Origin of the sequence: Pseudomonas sp. B2021 (assembly GCF_018135665.1) — a bacterium.
Lineage (GTDB): Bacteria > Pseudomonadota > Gammaproteobacteria > Pseudomonadales > Pseudomonadaceae > Aquipseudomonas > Aquipseudomonas lactis.
Window position 1 is genome coordinate 639,904 of the sequence record NZ_SMOF01000001.1, and the last position, 19,203, is coordinate 659,106.

15 protein-coding genes are annotated in these 19,203 nt (G+C 62.3%); 6 read left to right on the plus strand and 9 right to left on the minus strand.

Translation table 11 applies throughout. The annotated features are described in order from the left end of the window. Positions 1–48: 48 nt before the first annotated feature. The 5 genes from aroB to hemE all read left to right on the plus strand — a co-directional run bounded on the left by aroB (position 49) and on the right by hemE (position 10,276). Positions 49–1,149, plus strand: coding sequence for a 3-dehydroquinate synthase (gene aroB, locus E1K68_RS02890; protein ID WP_032893944.1), 1,101 nt, complete (start codon positions 49–51; stop codon positions 1,147–1,149). Between the two features lie 9 nt (positions 1,150–1,158). Further along, positions 1,159–2,736: an AAA family ATPase gene (locus tag E1K68_RS02895; RefSeq protein WP_057709582.1), complete on the plus strand. Its 1,578-nt coding sequence runs from the start codon at positions 1,159–1,161 to the stop codon at positions 2,734–2,736. Between the two features lie 352 nt (positions 2,737–3,088). Next, complete coding sequence (gltB, locus tag E1K68_RS02900; protein ID WP_057709583.1) at positions 3,089–7,534, plus strand: glutamate synthase large subunit; 4,446 nt, start codon at positions 3,089–3,091, stop codon at positions 7,532–7,534. A 32-nt stretch (positions 7,535–7,566) separates the two neighbouring features. Then, positions 7,567–8,985: an FAD-dependent oxidoreductase gene (locus tag E1K68_RS02905; protein WP_003187920.1), complete on the plus strand. Its 1,419-nt coding sequence runs from the start codon at positions 7,567–7,569 to the stop codon at positions 8,983–8,985. A 223-nt stretch (positions 8,986–9,208) separates the two neighbouring features. Then, a complete protein-coding gene (gene hemE, locus E1K68_RS02910) occupies positions 9,209–10,276 on the plus strand; it encodes a uroporphyrinogen decarboxylase (RefSeq protein WP_003187922.1) in 1,068 nt (355 codons plus the stop codon). A 100-nt stretch (positions 10,277–10,376) separates the two neighbouring features. Here the strand turns inward: hemE and E1K68_RS02915 are convergent, their stop codons facing one another. Continuing rightward, positions 10,377–11,651 (minus strand): MFS transporter, encoded by a 1,275-nt coding sequence (locus tag E1K68_RS02915; protein ID WP_034134712.1) that lies wholly within the window; start codon positions 11,649–11,651, stop codon positions 10,377–10,379. A gap of 124 nt (positions 11,652–11,775) precedes the next feature. Between E1K68_RS02915 and E1K68_RS02920 the strand changes: the two genes are divergently transcribed. Beyond that, positions 11,776–12,669 (plus strand): LysR family transcriptional regulator, encoded by an 894-nt coding sequence (locus E1K68_RS02920; protein WP_014716587.1) that lies wholly within the window; start codon positions 11,776–11,778, stop codon positions 12,667–12,669. A gap of 38 nt (positions 12,670–12,707) precedes the next feature. Here the strand turns inward: E1K68_RS02920 and E1K68_RS02925 are convergent, their stop codons facing one another. Genes E1K68_RS02925 through E1K68_RS02960 form a run of 8 tightly spaced genes read right to left on the minus strand, consistent with a single transcriptional unit; the run spans position 12,708 to position 19,198 of the window. Beyond that, positions 12,708–13,127 carry a hypothetical protein gene (locus E1K68_RS02925; protein WP_003187927.1) on the minus strand — a complete coding sequence of 140 codons (420 nt, stop codon included), beginning with the start codon at positions 13,125–13,127 and terminating at the stop codon, positions 12,708–12,710. A gap of 26 nt (positions 13,128–13,153) precedes the next feature. Continuing rightward, the gene (locus E1K68_RS02930) at positions 13,154–14,380 is read right to left on the minus strand and encodes a beta-ketoacyl-ACP synthase (protein WP_003187928.1); all 1,227 of its coding nucleotides are present in this window, start codon (positions 14,378–14,380) and stop codon (positions 13,154–13,156) included. Further along, on the minus strand, positions 14,380–15,108 hold the full coding sequence (gene fabG, locus E1K68_RS02935) for a 3-oxoacyl-ACP reductase FabG (RefSeq protein ID WP_003187929.1): 729 nt from the start codon (positions 15,106–15,108) through the stop codon (positions 14,380–14,382). The genes E1K68_RS02930 and fabG overlap by 1 nt, the downstream gene beginning before the upstream one ends. Further along, positions 15,105–15,566 (minus strand): hotdog family protein, encoded by a 462-nt coding sequence (locus tag E1K68_RS02940; protein ID WP_212613755.1) that lies wholly within the window; start codon positions 15,564–15,566, stop codon positions 15,105–15,107. The genes fabG and E1K68_RS02940 overlap by 4 nt, the downstream gene beginning before the upstream one ends. Beyond that, positions 15,563–16,729 (minus strand): beta-ketoacyl-[acyl-carrier-protein] synthase family protein, encoded by a 1,167-nt coding sequence (locus tag E1K68_RS02945; protein ID WP_212613756.1) that lies wholly within the window; start codon positions 16,727–16,729, stop codon positions 15,563–15,565. Before E1K68_RS02945 ends, E1K68_RS02940 begins: the two co-directional genes overlap by 4 nt. Then, complete coding sequence (locus E1K68_RS02950; protein WP_212613757.1) at positions 16,726–17,208, minus strand: hypothetical protein; 483 nt, start codon at positions 17,206–17,208, stop codon at positions 16,726–16,728. Before E1K68_RS02950 ends, E1K68_RS02945 begins: the two co-directional genes overlap by 4 nt. Continuing rightward, a complete protein-coding gene (locus tag E1K68_RS02955; RefSeq protein WP_034134715.1) occupies positions 17,205–17,954 on the minus strand; it encodes a class I SAM-dependent methyltransferase in 750 nt (249 codons plus the stop codon). Before E1K68_RS02955 ends, E1K68_RS02950 begins: the two co-directional genes overlap by 4 nt. Next, positions 17,951–19,198, minus strand: a complete 1,248-nt coding sequence (locus E1K68_RS02960) for an NAD(P)/FAD-dependent oxidoreductase (RefSeq protein WP_212613758.1) — start codon at positions 19,196–19,198, stop codon at positions 17,951–17,953. The genes E1K68_RS02955 and E1K68_RS02960 overlap by 4 nt, the downstream gene beginning before the upstream one ends. Positions 19,199–19,203: the final 5 nt, after the last annotated feature.

Consider the following 19,203-nt stretch of genomic DNA (forward strand, 5'->3'; position numbering starts at 1 on the left):
GAGATATCGACAGTGCCGGTCGTCACTCCATCTTCAACGCGGGGACACATGCAGACACTTAAGGTCGATCTAGGCGAGCGCAGCTACCCGATCCACATTGGCGCAGGTCTGTTGGACCAGCCCGAACTGCTTGCGCCGCATATTGCCGGCCGGCAGGTGGCGATCATCTCCAACGAAACGGTTGCGCCGCTGTATCTTGAGCGTTTGAGCCGCAGCCTGGCGGCGTACTCGGTGATCTCCGTGGTGTTGCCTGACGGCGAAGCCCACAAAAACTGGGAAACCCTGCAACTGATCTTTGATGGCCTGCTGACCGCGCGCCATGACCGTCGAACCACCGTGGTCGCCCTGGGCGGCGGTGTGATTGGCGATATGGCCGGTTTTGCTGCGGCCTGCTACCAGCGCGGCGTGGACTTTATCCAGGTGCCGACCACCTTGCTGTCCCAAGTCGACTCGTCGGTGGGTGGCAAGACCGGTATCAACCACCCGCTGGGCAAGAACATGGTCGGCGCGTTCTATCAGCCCCAAGCTGTGCTGATCGACACCGCTACCCTCAACACCTTGCCGCCGCGCGAGTTGTCGGCGGGCCTGGCGGAAGTCATCAAGTACGGGCTGATCTGCGATGAGCCGTTCCTGACCTGGCTGGAAGAGCACATGGACGCCTTGCGCGGCCTCGACCAGGTGGCGCTCACCGAAGCGATTTCCCGCTCCTGCGCGGCCAAGGCACTGGTGGTCAATGCCGACGAGCGCGAGTCCGGCGTGCGGGCCACGCTGAACCTGGGCCACACCTTCGGCCATGCGATCGAAACGCACATGGGCTATGGTGTGTGGTTGCATGGGGAAGCCGTAGCGGCTGGCACGGTGATGGCATTGGAGATGTCGCAGCGCCTGGGCTGGATCAGCGCCCAAGAGCGTGATCGCGGCATCCGCCTGTTCCAGCGCGCCGGTTTGCCGGTTGTTCCGCCTGCGGAGATGACCGAGGCGGATTTCCTTGAACATATGGCGATAGACAAGAAAGTGATCGACGGTCGACTTCGACTGGTACTGCTGCGCCACATGGGCGAAGCCGTGGTGACCGACGATTATCCAAAAGAGATTCTACAGGCCACGCTGGGAGCGGATTACCGCGCCCTGGCCCAGCTCAAAGGTTAATAAGACCCGATGACTAGTTTGCATGCCGACGAGGCGTTCCTCGGCCATTACCACTTGAGCCACGACCCCTTTGCTCCACGGGTGCCGGGTTTCAAATTCTTCCCCGCCCAGCGCAAACCGGTGCTTGGGCAGTTGCATCACCTCGCGCGCTACAGCCAGTTGCTGCTGGTGGTCACCGGCCCTCTGGGCAGCGGCAAGACCTTGCTGCGCCAGGCGCTGGTGGCCAGCACCAACAAACAATCGGTGCAGAGCGTGGTGGTATCGGCCCGCGGTGCCGGTGATGCGGCCGGCGTACTGCGCCAGGTGGCGCAGGCGTTGGACGTCTCCAATGCCGAGCCGAACGCGATTCTCAAGCAAGTGGTGCAGTTGGGCCTGACCGGCCAGGAAGTCTACCTGCTGGTAGACGATGCCGAGCAGCTCGACGAGTCCGCCCTCGAAGCGCTGCTGGCGCTGGCGGCGGGTACGCCGGAAGGTCGCCCGCATGTGTTCCTGTTCGGTGAGTCGTCGCTGATCGCCGATCTGGAGCAGATCAGTGGTGAGCAGGAGCTGTTCCACGTCATCGAGTTGCAGCCGTACGAAGAGGAAGAAACCCGCGAATACCTGGCACAGCGCCTTGAAGGCGCCGGGGCGGGTATCGAACTTTTCACCGCTGCGCAGATCTCTGATATTCACGAAAGCTCCGATGGCTGGCCTGGAAACATCAACCAGGTTGCCCGCGATGCCATGATCGAAGCCATGATTGCCAGCCGCTCTGCGGTCAAGCGTCCAAAGATGGGGTTCACTATGCCTAAGAAGCACGTATTGGCTATTTCCGCCGTTGTTGTGGTCGCTGTTGCCGCCGCCTGGTTGATCCCGGGCCGTAACAAAGCACCGACAACCACCGGCGCGCCAACCGAACAGGCGCAGTTGCCACTGGGCAAGCCCACGCCAAACGTCGAATTTGCCAACTCCGGCCAACCGACCAACCTGCCGATGGTCGGCCAACCTGTGATGCGCGGCCCGCTGGCCGAAGAAGCTGGCGGCATCTCCGAAGGTGACGATGGCGTGCCGGTGGAAGGCTCCAGCGCTACGCCGCCGACCGTGACCACCACCGCACCACCTGCAGGCGTACCGGCCGGTGTGCCAGCGACGCCGGTTGCTCCGGTCGCCAAGCCAGCTCCGACTCCGGCGCCGACCGTTGCCACCGCCAAGCCTGCTCCGGTGACCAAGCCTGTTGCACCGGCGCCAGCCGCCAAACCAGCCCCGGCTGCCAAGCCTGCGGAAAAACCAGCCGCCACCGTTGCCAAGGCCGGCGCTGCTGGCAGCAGCTGGTACAGCAGCCAGCCTACCGGCAACTTTGTGGTACAGATCCTCGGCACCAGCTCCGAAGCCAACGCTCAGGCGTTCGTCAAAGAGCAGGGCGGCCAGTACCGTTATTTCAAGAAAGTGCTCAACGGCAAGCCTCTCTACGTGATCACCTACGGCAGCTTCCCAAGCCGCGCCGCAGCCGATTCTGCCATCAAAGCCTTGCCAGCGAAGGTTCAGGCTGGTAAACCTTGGCCTCGCACTGTTGCCAGCGTTCAACAAGAACTGGCAGCAACTCGCTGAAGATCCGGCGGCCTTACCCAGGCCGCCCTCCCGGCACCTCAAAAAAATCCGCAAGTGCGTGCTGCCCTTACAGGCCGCGCGCTTTGTGGTGTCTGCGCCACAGTAGCTTTTGAGTCGTAGCGGTCAGAATTAAAAAAGTTTTGACTAGCACAGCATATCGCTTTAAACCTTTCATAAATGCGACATAGATTTGCGACATTTCGTCGCTAAATTTGTGAGCGTCTGTGTCGGTGTGTACAATGACCTCCCTTTTGCCCCCGCTAAGCCGGCGTACGTTCGGCGTGGAAGGTAACCGGTTGAATTGAAAAGAAATTTGCCTCGGTAAAAGAGGCAGCCTGGTGAGAAAGTGTCTATGAAAGCAGGTCTGTACCAACCCGATGAATTCAAGGATAACTGCGGTTTCGGCCTGATAGCCCACATGCAGGGCGAACCCAGTCATACCCTTTTGCAAACGGCCATCGAGGCCCTGACCTGCATGACCCACCGCGGTGGGATCAACGCCGACGGCAAGACCGGTGACGGCTGTGGCTTGCTGATTCAAAAGCCCGACCAGTTCCTGCGCGCTGTCGCTAAAGAGCAATTTGCGGTTGAACTGCCCAAGCAGTACGCCGTGGGTATGGTGTTTTTCAACCAGGACCCGGTAAAAGCCGAAGCCGCTCGCGAGAACATGAACCGCGAGATCGCCGCCGCCGGCCTGCAGATCGTCGGCTGGCGCAAAGTGCCCATCGACACCAGCGTGCTCGGCCGCCTGGCCCTGGAGCGCCTGCCGCAGATCGAACAAGTGTTCATCGCAGGCGATGGCCTGAGCGACCAGGACATGGCGATCAAGCTGTTCACGTCCCGTCGTCGTTCGTCGGTGCTCAACGCCGCCGACACCGACCACTACATCTGCAGCTTTTCCCACAAGACCATCATTTATAAAGGCCTGATGATGCCGGCGGACCTCACCGCCTTCTATCCAGACCTGAGCGATGAGCGCCTGCAAACCGCGATCTGCGTGTTCCACCAGCGCTTCTCCACCAACACCTTGCCGAAATGGCCGCTGGCCCAGCCATTCCGCTTCCTCGCCCACAACGGCGAGATCAATACCATCACCGGCAACCGCAACTGGGCCCAGGCCCGGCGCACCAAGTTCGCCAACGACTTGATGGACCTCGAAGAGCTCGGCCCGCTGGTCAACCGCGTGGGTTCCGACTCCTCCAGCATGGACAACATGCTTGAGCTGATGGTTACCGGCGGCATCGACCTGTTCCGTGGCGTGCGCATGATCATTCCGCCTGCGTGGCAGAACGTCGAGACTATGGACCCGGACCTGCGTGCGTTCTACGAGTACAACTCGATGCACATGGAGCCGTGGGACGGGCCGGCCGGCGTGGTCATGACCGACGGCCGCTACGCGGTGTGCCTGCTCGACCGTAACGGCCTGCGCCCGGCGCGTTGGGTGACCACCACCAACGGTTTCATCACCCTCGCCTCGGAAATCGGCGTGTGGGACTACAAGCCGGAAGACGTGATCGCCAAAGGCCGTGTCGGCCCTGGCCAGATCCTGGCCGTGGACACCGAAACCGGGCAGATCCTCGACACCGACGCCATCGACAACCGTTTGAAGTCGCGTCACCCGTACAAGCAATGGCTGCGCAAGAACGCCCTGCGCATCCAGGCGACCATGGAAGACAACGACCACGGTTCGGCTTTCTATGACGTCGACCAGCTCAAGCAATACATGAAGATGTACCAGGTCACGTTCGAGGAGCGCGACCAGGTGCTGCGCCCCCTCGGTGAGCAAGGCTACGAAGCCGTCGGCTCCATGGGCGACGACACGCCAATGGCCGTGCTGTCCCAGCGCGTGCGCACGCCGTACGATTATTTCCGCCAGCAGTTCGCTCAGGTGACCAACCCACCGATCGACCCGCTGCGTGAAGCCATCGTGATGTCCCTGGAAGTGTGCCTCGGCGCCGAGCGCAACATCTTCCAGGAATCGCCTGAGCATGCCTCGCGCGTGATCCTCAGCTCGCCGGTCATTTCCCCGGCCAAGTGGCGTTCGCTGATGACCCTGGAGCGTCCAGGCTTCGACCGCCAGATCATCGACCTGAACTACGACGAGAGCCTGGGCCTTGAAGCCGCGGTGCGTAACGTTGCTGACCAGGCTGAAGAAGCTGTGCGGGCCGGTCGTACCCAGATCGTACTCACCGACCGCCACATCGCGCCGGGCAAGTTGCCGATCCACGCATCCCTGGCGACCGGTGCGGTGCACCACCGCTTGACCGAAAAAGGCCTGCGTTGCGACTCCAACATCCTCGTGGAAACCGCCACCGCCCGCGACCCGCATCACTTTGCGGTGCTGATCGGTTTCGGCGCTTCGGCGGTGTACCCGTTCCTCGCGTATGAAGTGCTGGGTGACCTGATCCGTACCGGTGAAGTGCTGGGCGACCTCTATGAGGTGTTCAAGAACTACCGCAAGGGCATCACCAAGGGCCTGCTGAAGATCCTGTCGAAGATGGGCATCTCCACCGTCACCTCGTACCGCGGCGCGCAGTTGTTCGAAGCCATCGGCTTGTCCGAAGAAGTCTGCGAGCTGAGTTTCCGTGGCGTGCCGAGCCGCATCAAGGGCGCGCGTTTCGTCGACATCGAAGCCGAACAGAAAGCCCTGGCCGCCGAAGCCTGGAGCGCGCGCAAGCCGATTCAGCAAGGTGGCCTGCTCAAGTTCGTGCACGGTGGTGAATACCACGCCTACAACCCGGACGTGGTCAACACCCTGCAAGCCGCTGTGCAGCAGGGCGACTACGCCAAGTTCAAGGAATACACGAGCCTGGTGGATAACCGCCCGGTGTCGATGATCCGCGACCTGTTCAAGGTGAAGACCCTGGACACGCCGATGGACATCAGCCAGGTCGAGCCGCTGGAGTCGATCCTCAAGCGCTTCGACTCCGCCGGTATTTCCCTGGGCGCCTTGTCGCCGGAAGCTCACGAGGCCCTGGCCGAAGCCATGAACCGCCTGGGTGCGCGTTCCAACTCCGGCGAAGGCGGCGAAGACCCGGCGCGCTATGGCACGCTCAAAAGCTCGAAAATCAAGCAGGTGGCCACCGGCCGTTTCGGCGTGACCCCGGAGTACCTGGTGAATGCCGAGGTGCTGCAGATCAAGGTGGCCCAAGGCGCCAAGCCGGGTGAGGGTGGTCAACTGCCAGGCGGCAAGGTCAACGGCCTGATCGCCAAGCTGCGTTACGCCGTACCGGGCGTGACCCTTATTTCGCCACCGCCGCACCACGACATCTACTCGATTGAAGACTTGTCGCAGCTGATCTTCGACCTCAAACAAGTCAACCCGCAGGCCCTGGTCTCGGTGAAACTGGTGGCAGAAGCCGGCGTCGGCACCATCGCCGCCGGTGTGGCCAAGGCCTATGCCGACCTGATCACCATCTCCGGCTACGATGGCGGCACCGGCGCTTCGCCGCTGACCTCGATCAAGTACGCCGGTGCACCGTGGGAACTCGGCCTGGCCGAAACCCACCAGACCCTGCGCGGCAACGATCTGCGCGGCAAGGTGCGAGTACAGACCGACGGCGGCCTGAAAACCGGCCTCGATGTGATCAAGGCCGCGATCCTCGGCGCCGAAAGCTTCGGCTTCGGCACTGCGCCCATGATCGCCCTGGGCTGCAAATACCTGCGTATCTGCCACCTGAACAACTGCGCTACCGGCGTAGCGACTCAGAACGAAAAACTGCGCAAGGATCACTACATCGGCACCGTCGACATGGTGGTGAATTTCTTCACCTACGTCGCCGAAGAAACCCGTGAGTGGCTGGCCAAGCTGGGCGTACGTTCGCTGGAAGAGCTGATCGGTCGCACCGACCTGTTGGACATCCTCGAAGGCCAGACCGCCAAGCAACAACATCTGGACCTCACGCCGCTGTTGGGCAGCGATCACATCCCGGCAGACAAGCCACAATTCTGCCAGGTGGACCGCAACCCACCGTTCGACAAAGGCCTGCTGGCCGAGAAAATGGTCGAAATGGCCGGCTCCTCGATCAACGACGCCAGCGGTGGCGAATTCGCGCTGGATATCTGCAACTGCGACCGTTCCATCGGCGCACGCATCTCCGGCGAAATCGCGCGCAAGCACGGCAACCAGGGCATGGCGAAAGCGCCGATTACCTTCCGCTTCAAGGGCACTGCGGGCCAGAGCTTCGGCGTGTGGAACGCCGGTGGCCTGCACATGTACCTGGAAGGCGACGCCAACGACTACGTGGGCAAGGGCATGACCGGCGGCAAGCTGGTCATCGTCCCGCCGGCTGGCAGCGTGTACAAGACCCAGGACAGTGCCATCATCGGCAACACCTGCTTGTACGGCGCCACCGGTGGCAAGCTGTTTGCCGCAGGTACTGCCGGTGAGCGTTTCGCCGTGCGTAACTCCGGTGCCCACACCGTGGTGGAAGGCACTGGCGATCACTGCTGCGAGTACATGACCGGAGGCTTTGTCGCAGTACTGGGCAAGACCGGTTACAACTTCGGTTCGGGCATGACCGGCGGTTTCGCCTACGTGCTCGACCAGGACAACACCTTCGTCGACAAGGTCAACCACGAGTTGGTCGAGATCCAGCGCATCAGCGGCGAAGCCATGGAATCCTACCGGAACCACTTGCAGCACGTGCTGGACGAGTACGTCGAGGAAACCGGCAGCGAATGGGGTCGCAACCTCGCCGAAAACCTCGATGATTACCTGCGTCGTTTCTGGCTGGTCAAGCCCAAGGCTGCCAACCTGAAATCGTTGCTTTCCAGCATCCGTGCCAACCCGCAGTGATATGCGTCTGAACAGTTTGATGAGGTTTTAACATGGCTGAACGTCTGAATAACGACTTCCAGTTCATCGATGTCGGGCGCAAAGATCCGAAGAAGAAACTGTTGCGTCAACGCAAGAAAGAGTTCGTGGAGATCTACGAACCCTTCAAACCCCAACACTCGGCCGACCAGGCCCACCGCTGCCTGGGGTGCGGTAACCCGTATTGCGAATGGAAGTGCCCGGTGCACAACTTCATTCCCAACTGGCTCAAACTGGTGGCCGAGGGCAACATCCTCGCCGCCGCCGAGTTGTCGCACCAGACCAACACCCTGCCGGAAGTCTGCGGCCGGGTGTGCCCGCAAGACCGCTTGTGTGAAGGGGCCTGCACCCTCAACGACGGTTTCGGCGCGGTGACCATCGGCTCGGTGGAGAAGTACATCACCGATACGGCGTTCGCCATGGGCTGGCGCCCGGACATGTCCAAGGTCAAGCCGACTGGCAAGCGCGTCGCGATCATCGGCGCAGGCCCGGCGGGCCTTGGGTGTGCCGACGTGTTGGTGCGTGGCGGCGTGACTCCGGTGGTGTTCGACAAGAATCCGGAAATCGGTGGCCTGCTGACCTTCGGTATTCCTGAATTCAAGCTGGAAAAAACTGTACTGAGCCACCGTCGTGAAGTGTTCACCGGCATGGGTATCGAGTTCCGTCTCAATACCGAAATCGGCAAAGACATTACCATGGAGCAACTGCTCGCCGAATACGATGCGGTGTTCATGGGCATGGGCACCTACACCTACATGAAGGGCGGCTTTGCCGGTGAGGACTTGCCAGGCGTGTATGACGCGCTCGACTTCCTGATCGCCAACGTCAACCGCAACCTGGGCTTTGAAAAGTCGCCGGAAGATTTCGTCGACATGAAGGGCAAGAAGGTCGTGGTGCTGGGCGGTGGCGACACCGCGATGGACTGCAACCGCACCTCGATCCGCCAGGGCGCCAAGTCGGTGACCTGTGCTTATCGCCGTGACGAAGCCAACATGCCCGGCTCGCGCAAAGAGGTGAAGAACGCCAAGGAAGAAGGCGTGAAATTCCTCTACAACCGCCAGCCGATCGCTATTGTCGGTGAAGACCGTGTGGAAGGTGTGAAGGTGGTCGAGACCCGTCTCGGCGAACCGGATGCCCGTGGGCGTCGCAGCCCCGAGCCGATCCCGGGTTCCGAAGAGATCATCCCGGCCGACGCCGTGGTCATCGCCTTCGGCTTCCGCCCAAGCCCGGCGCCGTGGTTTGAGCAGTTCGAAATCCAGACCGACAGCCAGGGCCGCGTTGTAGCCCCGGAACAAGGCCAGTACAAGCACCAGACCAGCAACCCGAAAATCTTCGCCGGTGGCGACATGGTGCGCGGGTCTGACCTGGTGGTCACCGCGATCTTCGAAGGCCGTAACGCCGCCGAAGGCATCCTGGACTACCTGCAAGTCTGATGATCGTTCCCACGCTCCGCGTGGGAATGCCGCCAGGGACGCTCCGCGTCCCGAACAGCATGACGCGGAGCGTCACAGGAGGCGTTACCACGCGGAGCGTGGGAACGATCCTGCGGCGGCATTGCCGCGACAAATTGACCCGATAGACAAAAGGCACGGTGCATTCCGTGCCTTTTGCGTCGCGCTCTGAGAAAATGCCCGCACTTTTTTTGCGGATGCCGACATGACTGCCCTCAAGAACGACCGTTTCCTTCGTGCCCTGCTCAAGCAACCCGTAGACGTCACCCCGGTGTGGATGATGCGTCAAGCTGGTCGCTACCTGCCGGAATACCGCGCCAGTCGCGCCAATGCGGGCGATTTCATGAGCCTGTGCATGAACCCGGAGTTCGCCTGCGAAGTCACGATGCAGCCGCTGGACCGCTACCCACAACTGGACGCGGCCATCCTCTTCTCCGATATCCTCACCATCCCCGACGCCATGGGCCAAGGCCTGTACTTCGAAACCGGCGAAGGCCCGCGTTTCAAGAAGGTCGTCAGCACCCTGGCCGATATCGAAGCCCTGCCGATCCCTGATCCACACAAAGACCTGGGCTACGTGATGGACGCCGTGAGCACCATCCGCCGCGAGCTCAACGGCCGCGTGCCGCTGATCGGCTTCTCCGGCAGCCCATGGACCCTGGCCACCTACATGGTCGAAGGCGGCTCGTCGAAAGACTTCCGCAAGACCAAGGCCATGCTCTACGACAACCCGCAAGCCATGCACCTGTTGCTGGACAAGCTGGCGCAGTCGGTCACGTCCTACCTCAACGGCCAGATCATGGCCGGTGCGCAAGCGGTGCAGATCTTCGATACCTGGGGCGGCAACCTGTCGGCGGCGGCGTACCAGGAATTCTCCCTGGCCTACATGCGCAAGATCGTCAGCGGCCTGATCCGTGAACACGAAGGCCGCAAGGTGCCGGTGATCATGTTCACCAAAGGCGGCGGCCTGTGGCTGGAAAGCATCGCCGACGCGGGCGCGGATGCACTGGGCCTGGATTGGACCTGTGACCTCGGCGAAGCGCGCCGTCGCGTCGGCAACCAGGTGGCCCTGCAAGGCAACATGGACCCGACCGTGCTGTACGCCAAGCCAGAAGCGATCCGCGCCGAAGTAGGGCGCATCCTGGCTAGCTACGGCAAAGGCAGTGGCCACGTGTTCAACCTTGGCCACGGTATCACCCCGGAAGTGAACCCGGAGCACGCGGGTGCGTTCTTGCGCGCAGTGCACGAACTGTCGGCGCAGTACCACGAGTAAAACGCAAAACAAACTGTGGGAGCTGGCTTGCCTGCGATGGCGGCGGCGAATTCAACACCGCCATCGCAGGCAAGCCAGCTCCCACATAAAGCCAATCGCGTCAGGTCTGCATATTCCCCAGTGGCGGCAACTTCGCCAGCTTCAACGCCACCAGCAACGCGCCGATCAGTAGCGCGATAATGAATCCGCCAATCCCGTTCCACCCGGCAAAATGCCAGAAGAACCCTCCCGCCGTCCCGGCAATGCTCGACCCCACGTAGTAGCAGAACAAGTAGAGCGACGACGCCTGCCCCTTGGCTTTCACCGCACGGCGGCCGATCCAGCTGCTGGCGACCGAGTGGGCGCCGAAGAACCCGAAGGTGAACACCAGCATGCCTGGCACCACCAGCCACAACGGGGTGAACAGTGTCAGGGCGATGCCGGCGAGCATCAGCACGATGGTAGCCCACAGCACCCGACGGCGACCGAGGCGGTCGGCCAGGGAGCCGATCTTGGCCGAGCTGTAGATGCCCGACAGGTACACCACTGATAGCAGGCCGACCACCGCCTGGCTCAGCTCATAGGGTGAGGCCAGCAGGCGATAGCCGATGTAGTTGAACATCGTCACGAAGGCGCCCATCAGCAGGAAGGCTTCAAGGAACAGCCACGGTAGGCCGGCGTCCTTGAAGTGCATGACGAAGCCGTCCACCAGGCTGCGCGGCTTGAGGCTGCTGGCGCGGAAGTTGCGCGATTCGGGGAGGATCTTCCAGAACACCGTGGCAGCGATCAACGCCAGGGCACCGATGATCAGCATTGCGGTGTGCCAACTGACGAAGTCGATCAATACGCCGATGATCAGGCGCCCGCTCATGCCGCCAATCGCATTGCCGCCGATATACAGGCCCATGGCCAGGCCGATGTGCTGCGGGTGGATCTCTTCGCTGAGGTAGGTCATGGCCACGGCGGCCAGGCCGCTCAAGGACAGGCCCACCAGTGCGCGCATCAACAGGATGCCCTCCCAGCTCGGCATCAAGCCGCTGGCGATGGTGGCCAGCGCCGCACAGAACAACGCGGCAACCATCACCGGCTTGCGCCCCAGCCTGTCGGATATCGGCCCGGTGATCAGCAGGCCGCAGGCGAGCATCGCGGTGGCGACGGACAGAATCAGGCTGCTTTGCGCCGCATTGATGGAAAATTCATGGGACAGCGCCGGCATCATCGGCTGCACGCAATACAACAAGGCAAACGTGGCGAAGCCGCCGGAGAACAGCGCCAGCACCGTGCGCATGAACATCGGCGTGCCTTTTTCGATGTACGCGTCATTAAGCTGCGCCACCACCTCATCGAGGGCTGAGGGCGGGGTGTGTTGGGCAAGTGGAGCAACAGCAGGATTCACGGGGGACCTCGGGGAGGAAAGTCTGCCAGGACTGACAATGCAAAAAAGAATATAGCTGGCTAATGATTCTTTCCAATATATTGTTCGACCTGTTTGATAGTTTTTACGACCTAATGAGGCTTGCATGGAATTCCGCCATTTGCGCTACTTCATCGCCGTTGCCGAAGAACTGCACTTCGGCCGCGCCGCGCAGGTGCTGGGCATCTCGCAGCCACCCCTGAGCCAGCAGATCCAGGCGCTGGAACACGAGCTGGGCGCACGCTTGTTCGAGCGCACCAATCGTCGGGTCGAGCTGAGCGAGGCAGGGCGCTTGTTCTTGCAAGAGGCACGCTTGGTACTGGCCCAGGTCGACAAGGCGGCAGATGTGGCGCGGCGTGCGCAGTTGGGGGAACTGGGTGAATTGAAGATCGGCTTCACCTCGTCTGCGCCGTTCAACGCCAGCATTCCCCAGGCGATCTTTGCCTTCCGCCAGGCATTCCCGGCGGTGCATCTGAACCTGCAAGAAATGAGCAGCACCCAAGTGGCCGAGTCGCTGGTGGACGAGTCGATTCAGGTTGGGTTGATGCGGCCTTTGCCCTTGCCCGACTCACTGAACGTGATCGAGTTGATGCGCGAGCCATTAGTCGCGGTACTGAGCGCCGGCCACCCATTGGCCCACGGCAGCGAGCGCGGCTTGCACCTGGAGCAATTGGCCGAGGAGCCTTTTGTGTTCTTCCCGCGCAGTTACGGCAGCGGCTTGTACGCGCAGTTGCTCAACCTGGCCCGCGACGCCGGGTTCAGCCCGCACTTTGCCCAGGAAGCAGGGGAAGCAATGACCATCATCGGCCTGGTGGCGGCGGGGTTGGGGGTGTCGGTGTTGCCGGCGTCTTACCAGCGCATCCGCATTGACGGCGTGGTCTATCGCACCTTGCTCGACCCGCAGGCGGTGACGGCGGTGTGGCTGGTGCAGCGTAAGGGCGCGCAAACGCCGATGGCGAAAGGGTTTGTGGAGTTGTTGACGCGTAAGGCCGCTCAATAACCTGTGGCGCGGGCGCAAGCTCCCTCGCCACAGGGGGGTCAGTTTTGGGGCGAAGTATTTGCTTCATTCACGCTGTAAGTACGCAGCCCCGCCAGAATATCCCGATCCAGCATGCTCACCCAACGGTTGTAGTTGCGATGGATCTTGCCGTCCTTGTAGCCCAGGTCGCGGCTGTCGCGGTAGGTGATGGCGTAGCTGTTGCGGGTGTAGCGGATGTCGATGGCGGCGTAGAACTGGCCGCGCACGGTGATCTCGGCCTGCACCAGTTGTGGGCTCAGGCGTTGTACCGTCCACTCGCGTTTTTGCAGAGCGGCGACGATCACTTGCTTCATTTTTTCTTCGCTGACCTGGCTTGTGGCCGGTAACTCGTGCTGGGTGTTGAGCACCGGTTTGCTGGTGCAGCCAGCCGTGGTCAGCAGGGCCAGGGTGATCAGGGTAGCGCGTAGCAGGGAAGACATTCCGTTTTCTCCAGTCGATTAAAAAGTCAGGCCCAGCGGCGGAAGATCAACGAGGTGTTGACGCCGCCGAAGGCAAAGTTGTTGTTCATCACGTAGTCGTTGTGCATCTGGCGAAAGCCACCTTGCAGGTAGTCCAGCTCGCCGCATTGCGGGTCGACCGCGTCCAGGTTGAAGGTGTGCACGTACTGGTCGCGGTTCATCATCTCGATGCTGAACCACGACTCCAGCGCCCCGCACGCGCCCAGGGTGTGCCCCAGGAAACTCTTCTGCGAACTGATCGGCATGCGGCTGCCAAACAGGCTGCTGGTGGCCAGGGTTTCAGCAATGTCGCCCTGGTCGGTGGCGGTGCCGTGGCCGTTCACGTAGCCGATGGCGGACGGTTCAAGACCTGCGTCCTCCAGGGCCAGCTCCATGGCGCGGCGCATGGTTTTCTGTTCCGGGCGGGTGGTGTGCTGGCCGTCGGCGTTGCTGCCGAAACCGACCAGTTCCGCGTGAATATGCGCGCCTCGCGCCAACGCGTGCTCCAATTCTTCCAGTACCAACATGCCGCCACCTTCACCGATCACCAGGCCGTCGCGGCCGCTGTCGTAGGGGCGCGGGCTGGTTTGCGGCGCATCGTTTTTCAGGCTGGTGGCGTACAACGCATCGAACACCATGGCTTCGGTGGGGCACAGTTCTTCCGCGCCGCCTGCGAGCATCAACGGCAGACGCCCGAACTTGATCGCCTCATAGGCGTAGCCAATGCCCTGGCTGCCGCTGGTGCAGGCGCTGGAGGTGGGAATCAGCCGGCCGGTGAGGCCAAAAAAGATGCTGATATTCGCCGCCGTGGTGTGCGGCATCATGCGCACATAAGAGTTGGCATTGAGCCCCTCGGCCACCGAGTTGAGCAGCATATTACCGAACGCCTTGATCTCATCGGTGCTGCCGGTGGACGAACCACAGGCCACGCCCATGCGCCCGTCCTTGATCGACTCGTCACCGAGCAAGCCGGCGTCCTGCAAGGCCTGCTCTGCTGCCCACACCGCCAGGCGCGAGACGCGGCCCATGCTGCGCAGCTGCTTGCGCGTCCAGTGCGCGGGCACGACGAAATCGTCGATAGGGCCGGCCAGGCGCGTGTTCAACTCGGTGAAACGGTCCCACTCATCCATGCGCCGGATGCCGCTGCGGTTGGCGCGAAAGTTCGCGGCGATGGTGTCCCAGTCGCTGCCCAGGGAGGTCACGCCGGCCATGCCGGTGACGACAACGCGCTTCATCAGCACAGGCCCCCGTTCACGGCCAGCACCTGGCGCGTGATATAGCCGGCTTCGGCGGACATCAGGAAGTTCACGGCGCCAGCGACTTCGTCCGGCGTGCCCATGCGCTGGGCCGGGATCATTTTCATCAGTTCTTCTACCGGTACGTTTTCATCCAGCATCGCGGTGTCGATCAGGCCCGGCGCCACGCAGTTGACGGTGATCTTGCGCTTGCCCAGCTCGATGGCCAGCGCCTTGGCTGCGCCGATCAAGCCGGCTTTGGAGGCGCTGTAGTTGACCTGGCCGCGGTTGCCGATCAGCCCGGACACCGAGGTGATGCACACGATGCGCCCGGCGGCGCGGCGGCGAATCATCGGCATCATCACCGGGTGCAGCACGTTGTAGAAACCATCCAGGTTGGTGCGCATCACCACATCCCAATCGTCTTCCGACAGGGCAGGGAAGGCGCCGTCGCGGGTCAGGCCGGCATTGAGCACCACGCCGTAATAGGCGCCATGCTGCTCCACATCGGCCTCAAGGATCTCTTTGCATGCAGCGCGATCCGCCACGTCGAACTGCAGCACGCGGGCCTTGCGCCCCAGGGCTTGGACCTCGAGCTGTACCGCGTCGGCTTCGGCACGGCCGCTGCGGCAATGCAGCACGATGTCATGGCCGGCCTGGGCCAGGCGCAGGGCAATGGCGCGGCCGATGCCACGGCTGGAGCCGGTGACCAGTACGGATTCAGTCATGGCGTTTCGTCCTTCGATTCAGCTAAATAGTTGGCCGCCTGGGGCGGTCGAAATACGTTCAAGCGCGCGCTGGCCTGGATACCGTCGCCGGTGAGGTGGCATTCGAACACGCCCATGCCGTTGTCGTCTTCCAGGGAGCGCAGGCCGTGGATATTCAGCTCGAGGCCGGCCGGAAAGTGCTCCACGTTGCACTCGAACTTACGTGTGCCCAACAGGAAACCCAGCTCCACGGCCTTGCCTTGCTGGCGCGCATGGCAACCGGCATAGGCGGCGACGCTTTGCGCCATCAGCTCGATGCCGACCCAGGCGGGCAGGCTGCCGTCAGCACGGTTGAACAGGCCGCCGGGCTTGACGGTGACGCGGGTGCGGATCTGCTCTTCATCGAACGACAGCACCTGGTCGATCAGGATCATGTCGCCCGCATGGGGCAGCAGTTCGGCAAGTGGCCAATCGATCATGGGGCCTCTGCGATTATCAGGCTGACATTGTTACCGCCGAAGGCAAACGAGTTGCTCATCAGGCAGGGTTTTTTCAAGCTGTCGCCGCTGCGCGCCCATTGCAACGCGGGCAGCGCCGGGTCGGGGTGGCCGTCCCATACGTGGGGTGGCAGCAGGCGATGGGTCAGGCTCAGCCAGCAGAACGCGGCTTCCAGTGCCCCGGCAGCGCCGAGGGTGTGGCCGGTCATGGGCTTGGTCGATGAGCAGGCGACGCCGCCTGGAAACAGGCTGGCGACCGCCAGGCTTTCCATGGCGTCGTTGTGTTGGGTTGCGGTGCCGTGCAGGTTCAGGTAGCCGATCTGCTCGGGCGAAAGCTTTGCACTGGCCAGGGCCTTGCGCATGGCCAGCAACGCGCCCTTGCCGCTGGGCTCGGGCGCAGAGATATGGTGCGCGTCGCAACTGGCGCCGCTGCCCAGCAAGGCGATGGGGGCCGGCTCGCGGCTCATCAGGAACAGCACCGCCGCTTCACCGATATTGATGCCGTTGCGGTTCACCGAGAACGGATTACAGCGCTCCGCAGACACGGCTTCCAGCGCGGTAAACCCGTTCAGCGTCAGCTTGCACAGGCTGTCCACGCCGCCGCAGATCACCGCATCGCACACCCCCAGGTCCAACAGGCGCTGGGCGCTCATCAATGCACGGGCGCTGGAGGTGCAGGCGGTGGAAATCACATAGGCCGGGCCGCTCACGTTCAACCAGTCGGCGAGGAAGTTGGCCGGGGCGCTGAGTTCCTGTTGCTGGTAATCGTAGTCAGCGGGGAACTGCGTGTTTTGCAGGTAATGGGCAATGCCACGGCTGGCTTCGTCAATGCCCGACGTGCTGGTGCCGAGCACAACCCCGACCCGGCCAGGGCCGTAGGTCTGGATGGCCTGACGAATCTCATCCTTGATCTGCAGCGCCGCTTCCAGCAGCAACTGGTTATTGCGGCTGCTTTGCTCGGCCAGCTCTGGGGGCAGGCTTGCCAGCTCGCCCTGTACGGCGGCCACCGGCACTACGCGCTCCGGCACCCAGCCGCTTTCGGCGCGCATGCCTGAGCAATCGCCGGCGAACAGGTTACGGCTGACCTCGGCCTGGCCACGGCCAAGGGCACAGATCACGCCAAGGGCATTGAGGTAGGCGGTCATCGGCTCACACCCAGCGGGGTGATGCGGTAACTCAGCGGCTGGCCGGCCATGTTCACGCTGAACACCTCGGAAGACTGATAGATGATTTGCCAGTGGCTCGGCAGCGTGCGCGTCAGGTCCATCGCCTGAGCGTGCGGATACAACGCGGGCACATCACCAGCCGGGGTCAGGGCAAACAGCAGCGCGGCAAACAACTCCCGTGCCTGGGGATTGGGCGGCAGCAACCCGTCGGCCTGCCACTGCCCATCAAGCAGTTTTTGCCGGGCCTGGGGAATGCCCAGCGGGTCCATCATCGACCAGCGAATCGCGCGGCCTTCGCGCTGGATCACCAGCAGCCAGTCCTGGCTCTGGCCGTCCGCCAGGCGCTGCACATGCAGTTGCATCGGCAAGGCCAGGGCCGGGGTTTTTTCCGGCAACGGTGCCTGGCTGGCGCAGGCGCCGAGCAGCAGCAGGCAACTTATCAACAGCAGGCGCATCATGGGGCCGCATTCTCCACAGGTTTACGCGCTACGCAGTTGACCAGGGTTTCCTCGCGCTGGCCCACGGGTGGTGCCTTGCGCAGGCCCCAGCGTTCCAGCAGGCCGAAGTCACTGGAACGGCTCCACCACAAGTAAGGGTACGAAATGTTCTGTGCAGCGAACTCAAAGCCCTGCTCGCGCAGCATCTCCAAGTACTCTTCGGCGCTCTTTTGCACATGCATCGGGTGGCGGAACAGCCAGCGAATCACCCAGGTGTCGATGTAGGCTTCGGTGGATTCGGCAAACAGCAGATAGCCGCCCGGCTTGAGCACCCGATAGAACTCCTTGAGTGCGCGATGTTGTTCCACCAGATGATGGAAGGTCTGGTGGCAGAACAGGATATCGACGCTGGCATCCGGCACGTTGAGGGTCGCGCAGTCGCTGCCGATCAGTTCGACGTCCAGCCCCAGGCGCGCAGCTTCTTCGCGGCTCAGTGCCAGGCTGTGGGGGTCGGCATCCAGGCCGATCAGGCGCGAAGGTGCGAACACCTGATGCAGCAACTGGAAGGATTTGCCCTGGCCGCAACCAGCATCCAACAACACCGGCGCCACCGGTAGCGGCTCGCTGAACAGGCTGCGCAGGTCATTGATCGCCACGCGCAACACGTGATGCTGCCAGGTATGGCTGCGCAGGAACCAGAAACCGAACTTGGTTTCTTCGACGTAGTTTTGACTCAGGTAGTTTTTTTCAACGCCAGGGCTGCTCATACCGCTTCACTCGCACAAATATCCGACAACATCCGCAAGCGCCGCTTCGGCTCGCTGACAAACGGGTTGCGTTCATCCCAGGCGTAACCGGCCAGGATTGAGCTGATCATGCGGCGAATCTCCGGTGAACTGCCAGGATGGAAAATCACGTCCTGGAACGTGCCCGCATACCAGCCTTCGACGTAGCAACGGAAGGTATCGACACCGCGCTTGAGCGGCTCGGCAAACTCGGTTTGCCAGTCCACCGTTTCGCCGCTCAATTGGCGGTGCAGCACACCCGCGGCCATGCTCGCCGAACGCATGGCAATGGTCACGCCGGAAGAGAACACCGGGTCGAGGAATTCCGCCGCGTTGCCCAGCAGCGCAAAACCTGGGCCGTGCAGGGTTTTGACGTTGGCCGCGTAGCCGCCGATCGTGCGCGCCGGGGTGTCCCACACGGCATTTTGCAGCACGCCGGACAGGCTTGGGGTTTGCTCGATAAAGCAGCGCAGGCAGGCGTCGAGGTCGCTGTCGGCGCCCTCGAAATGCTCCTTGGCCGCGACCACGCCCACCGAGCAACGGCCGTTACTGAACGGGATGGTCCAGAACCAGATGTCGCGCTGGGTCGGGTGAGTGGTCACCAGGATTTTGCTGCGGTCAAAGCCTGGGTGTTCGATACGGTCTTCGACGTGGGTGAATACGGCCTGGCGCAGCGGGAAATTCGACGGTGCTTCCAGGTCCAGCAGGCGTGGCAACACACGGCCATAGCCACTGGCATCGAGCACGAACCTGGCCTTGAGGTGGTACTCACTGCCATTCTGGCGGCGCACATGCAAATACCGGCTCTCGGCAGAAAAATCCACGCCGACAATGGTTTGGCCATAGCGGATTTCCACGCCTTGCAGCGCCGCCTGGTCGGCCAGCAATTTGTCGAACTCGCCGCGCTGCACCTGGAAGGTGGTGGGCTTGCCGTTGCTGAAGGTGTCGCTGAAATCAAAGGCGCTGTAGCGCTCGCCCCAGGCGAAGGCCGCGCCGGTTTTGACCTGGAAGCCTGCCGCTTGCACTGCGTCGAGCATGCCGGCTTCTTCGATAAAATCGATGCAGTGTGACAGCAGGCTTTCGCCAATCGAGAAGCGCGGGAAATGCTCGCGCTCGATGATCAATACATCATGCCCTTTGCGCTTTAACAGCGCGGCCGCGATGGCACCGGAAGGCCCGGCACCGATCACCACCACCTGGCGACGTTCCATTTCAACTGTGGGCACGAGGG

Coding starts and splice junctions, on each gene's coding strand:
- E1K68_RS02925 (WP_003187927.1), bottom strand. CDS start 13,127: ATGTCTTCCCTGCTACGCGCTACCCTGATCACCCTGGCCCTGCTGACC.
- E1K68_RS02955 (WP_034134715.1), bottom strand. CDS start 17,954: ATGAGCAGCCCTGGCGTTGAAAAAAACTACCTGAGTCAAAACTACGTC.
- E1K68_RS02940 (WP_212613755.1), bottom strand. CDS start 15,566: ATGATCGATTGGCCACTTGCCGAACTGCTGCCCCATGCGGGCGACATG.
- E1K68_RS02895 (WP_057709582.1), top strand. CDS start 1,159: ATGACTAGTTTGCATGCCGACGAGGCGTTCCTCGGCCATTACCACTTG.
- E1K68_RS02930 (WP_003187928.1), bottom strand. CDS start 14,380: ATGAAGCGCGTTGTCGTCACCGGCATGGCCGGCGTGACCTCCCTGGGC.
- E1K68_RS02905 (WP_003187920.1), top strand. CDS start 7,567: ATGGCTGAACGTCTGAATAACGACTTCCAGTTCATCGATGTCGGGCGC.
- gltB (WP_057709583.1), top strand. CDS start 3,089: ATGAAAGCAGGTCTGTACCAACCCGATGAATTCAAGGATAACTGCGGT.
- E1K68_RS02945 (WP_212613756.1), bottom strand. CDS start 16,729: ATGACCGCCTACCTCAATGCCCTTGGCGTGATCTGTGCCCTTGGCCGT.
- aroB (WP_032893944.1), top strand. CDS start 49: ATGCAGACACTTAAGGTCGATCTAGGCGAGCGCAGCTACCCGATCCAC.
- E1K68_RS02950 (WP_212613757.1), bottom strand. CDS start 17,208: ATGATGCGCCTGCTGTTGATAAGTTGCCTGCTGCTGCTCGGCGCCTGC.
- E1K68_RS02920 (WP_014716587.1), top strand. CDS start 11,776: ATGGAATTCCGCCATTTGCGCTACTTCATCGCCGTTGCCGAAGAACTG.
- fabG (WP_003187929.1), bottom strand. CDS start 15,108: ATGACTGAATCCGTACTGGTCACCGGCTCCAGCCGTGGCATCGGCCGC.
- hemE (WP_003187922.1), top strand. CDS start 9,209: ATGACTGCCCTCAAGAACGACCGTTTCCTTCGTGCCCTGCTCAAGCAA.